The 3451-nt window shown below is 61.0% G+C and carries 5 protein-coding genes and 1 pseudogene; all 6 read right to left on the reverse strand.

The window, feature by feature from the left end:
* A pseudogene (locus tag AB4Z11_RS26945) lies at nucleotides 1-135 on the reverse strand (MlaA family lipoprotein); the annotation flags it as partial.
* Entirely contained in the window at nucleotides 135-605 is a 471-nt protein-coding gene (mlaD, locus tag AB4Z11_RS26950; RefSeq protein WP_442028915.1) for an outer membrane lipid asymmetry maintenance protein MlaD, read from the reverse strand. The pseudogene AB4Z11_RS26945 and the gene mlaD, both read right to left, overlap by 1 nt.
* Before the next feature lie 19 nt (nucleotides 606-624).
* Nucleotides 625-1407, reverse strand: a complete 783-nt coding sequence (mlaE, locus tag AB4Z11_RS26955) for a lipid asymmetry maintenance ABC transporter permease subunit MlaE (RefSeq protein ID WP_442028916.1) — start codon at nucleotides 1405-1407, stop codon at nucleotides 625-627.
* A complete protein-coding gene (locus tag AB4Z11_RS26960) occupies nucleotides 1404-2207 on the reverse strand; it encodes an ABC transporter ATP-binding protein (protein ID WP_442028917.1) in 804 nt (267 codons plus the stop codon). Before AB4Z11_RS26960 ends, mlaE begins: the two co-directional genes overlap by 4 nt.
* 177 nt (nucleotides 2208-2384) lie before the next feature.
* A complete protein-coding gene (locus AB4Z11_RS26965) occupies nucleotides 2385-2612 on the reverse strand; it encodes a hypothetical protein (RefSeq protein ID WP_442028918.1) in 228 nt (75 codons plus the stop codon).
* 89 nt (nucleotides 2613-2701) lie between these two features.
* The coding region (locus tag AB4Z11_RS26970) for a glutamate synthase subunit beta (RefSeq protein ID WP_442028919.1) at nucleotides 2702-3451 on the reverse strand (750 nt) is incomplete at its 5' end.

Raw genomic sequence — 3451 nt, forward strand, 5'->3', positions numbered from 1 at the left:
GGTGTCGACCGTGTCATTGAAACTGAACATGGCACGGTTGAAACCTTCATACGGGTCGCGCGGATTGGGACCGGCGCAGCCCGCCAACGTGGCGGAGGCAGCTAGGGTCAGGGCGACAGTGCGGAACTTGCTCATTATTTCGAATCCTTTCCTTCGGCAGCCTTGCTGTAGATGAACTGATTGATCAGGTCTTCCAGCACGGTTGCGGACTGGGTGCGGGCAATCTTGTCGCCGGCTACCAGGTTTTTCTCGTCGCCGCCGGCTTCGATGCCGACGTATTGCTCACCGAGCAGGCCGGCGGTCAGGATCTTGGCCGAGCTGTCTTTCGGGAACTTGAAATCCTCATCCATATTCATGGTGACCACGGCTTTGTATTGCTTGTCGTCAAAGCCAATGCTGGCCACGCGCCCCACCACCACGCCGGATGCCTTCACCGCCGCTTGCGGACGCAGGCTGCCGATGTTGTCGAACTTGGCCGAGATCTGGTAAGTCTTGTTGAAGGAGATCGAGCCCATATTGCCGGCCTTCAGGGCCAGGAACATCAGCGCGGCGGCGCCGATCACGATGAAGAGACCGACCCAGATATCGAGAGATTTACGTTGCATAGTTATTCCTATCTTCTTATTACTTGCTGAACATCAGGGCAGTCAGCATGAAGTCGAGCCACCAGATCATCAGCGAGGAGATGACCACGGTGCGGGTAGTTGCGCCGGACACGTCTTCCGGCGTCGGGTTGGCTTCATAGCCCTGGTACAGCGCAATGAACGTGATGGCAATGCCGAACACCACGCTTTTCACGAATCCGTTGAAGATGTCTTTCCATACATCCACGCCGCCCTGCATCTGCGACCAGAAAGCACCCTCGTCCACACCGATCAGCTGCACGCCGACCAGCCAGCCGCCCAGGATGCCCACGGCGCTGAAGATCGAGGCCAGCAGGGGCACGGAAATGGCGCCGGCCCAGAAGCGGGGCGCCAGCACGCGCTGGATCGGGTTGACGGCCATCATTTCCATGGCGGACAACTGCTCGCCCGCCTTCATCAGGCCGATTTCCGCAGTCAGCGAGGTACCGGCACGGCCGGCGAACAGCAGGGCGGTAATCACCGGACCCAGTTCGCGCGTCAGGCCAAGGGCCACCAGCAGGCCCAGCGACTCGGAGGCGCCATATTTATTCAGCGTGTAATAACCCTGCAGGCCCAGCACCATGCCGACGAACAGGCCGGACAGCGTGATGATCAGCAGCGAATAGTTACCAATGATGTGGAGCTGCTCCACCAGCAGGCGCGGACGGCGCAGGATGCCGGGCGACAGGCCGATCATGGTAAAGAAGGTGCGCGCGGCAAAGCCGACGCTCTCCACGTAGTCGCGGGCGCCGCCGCCGACCGAAGTCAGGAAACTGCGCATCATCGGCGTGCTCCCAGGCCCAGGTCATCGGCCAGCGATTTGCCCGGATAGTGGAAGGGCACGGGTCCGTCCGTTTCGGCATGGACGAACTGTTTTACATATGGATCGGTCGAAACCATCATTTCTTGTGGGGTGCCGTGGGCGACGATCTTGCCCTGCGACAGGAAGTACACATAGTCCGCGATCATGAAGGACTCTTTCACGTCGTGCGACACCAGGATGGTGGTCGAGCCGAGCGCGTCGTTCAGGTTGCGGATCAGGTTGGCGGTCACGCCCATGGAGATCGGGTCGAGGCCGGCGAAGGGCTCGTCGTACATGATCAGTTCCGGGTCCAGGGCGATCGAACGCGCCAGAGCCACGCGGCGCGCCATGCCGCCGGAAATCTCGGCGGGCTTGAGCGGCGCGGCATTGCGCAGGCCAACCGCGTGCAGCTTCATCAGGACCAGGTCGCGGATCAGTTCTTCGCTCAGGTCGGTATGCTCGCGCAGGGGGAAGGCGACGTTCTCGTAAACAGTGAGGTCAGTGAACAGCGCGCCGTGCTGGAACAGCATGCCCATCTTGCGGCGCAGCAAATACAATTCCTTGGTTTTCAGCTGGTGAACGATCTGGCCGTCCACATTCACGCCGCCTTTTTGCGGACGCAGCTGGCCGCCGATCAGGCGCAGCACCGTGGTCTTGCCGCTGCCGGAGCCGCCCATGACCGCCACCACCTTCCCGCGCGGGAAGTCCATACGGAGGCCGGACAGGATCGCACGCTTCCCATAAGAGAAGTGCAAATCGCGGATTTCGACAAGGTTAGACACTGATCACACTCTTTTATTATTAACACCATATTGTAGTTCAGAAACGGTTACCTCTGCTGAGGACCGCTTTTTCACTGGCAATATGGCAACTTTAAAGAGGTGAATGATACAACACTAATAACCCGCAAGTCAGCAATTTACATTTGGAAACGGCTGTTGGGCTGCTGCATGGCAGCATCAGCCTAAGGCGCGGTACATCAGGCCGAGAATGGCGAGATCGCCGCTAATCAGGAGGCCAACCAGGATACGGAAGTCGGTAGTGCGGATTTTGACAATCTGATCGACGAGATTGCGGTGCTCCTCCCGGTTTTCCCGCCCCTGCTCAAGAAGAATCTCGACATTCGCTTCCAACCGGGCGAGCCGTTCGGCGCGCCGATCTTCGGACTGCTGCGGGCTACCCATCATGGCCTCCATCGCGATGTCGTGGAGGCCAGTCTACGCCGGAGAGAAGAAAGGTCAAGCGCACGGAGCCGTGCGCTTGACCCTGCGCAAGATCAGCGCGGCAGGACGGAGGAGCCCATCAGGTACTCGTCCACCGCCTTCGCGCATTGACGGCCTTCGCGGATCGCCCACACGACCAGGGACTGGCCGCGGCGCATGTCGCCGGCCGCGAAGATGCCTGGCTTGCTGGTGTGGTAGCAACGCTCACCGTCGGTGGTGGCGCGCGCGTTGCCGCGGGCGTCCTTGTCGACGCCGAAAGCATCCAGCACTTGCGCCACCGGAGAAACGAAGCCCATGGCCAGCAGCACCAGGTCCGCCTTGATCTCGAACTCGGAGTTCGGCACCTCGGTCATCTTGCCGTCTTTCCATTCGACGCGGCAGGCGATCAGCTTTTCAACCTTGCCGCCCTTGCCTTCGAAGCGCTTGGTGGCCACCGCCCAGTCGCGCTCGCAGCCTTCCTCGTGGGAGGAAGAGGTGCGCAGCTTGGTTGGCCAGTACGGCCAGACCATCGGCTTGTTTTCCTGCTCCGGCGGCATTGGCATCAGTTCGAACTGGGTCACGCTGGCCGCGCCGTGGCGGTTGGAGGTGCCCACGCAGTCGGAACCGGTATCGCCTCCGCCGATCACCACCACGTGCTTGCCGTTGGCCTTGATCTGGTCTTTCACCTTGTCGCCGGCGTTGATCTTGTTCTGCTGCGGCAGGAAGTCCATCGCGAAATGAATGCCCTTCAGCTCGCGGCCCGGCACCGGCAGGTCGCGCGGCGCTTCGGCGCCGCCCGCCATGACGATGGCGTCGAATTCACC

This window comes from Pseudoduganella sp. RAF53_2 (genome assembly GCF_052113985.1).
In the GTDB taxonomy this organism is placed as follows: domain Bacteria; phylum Pseudomonadota; class Gammaproteobacteria; order Burkholderiales; family Burkholderiaceae_D; genus Rugamonas.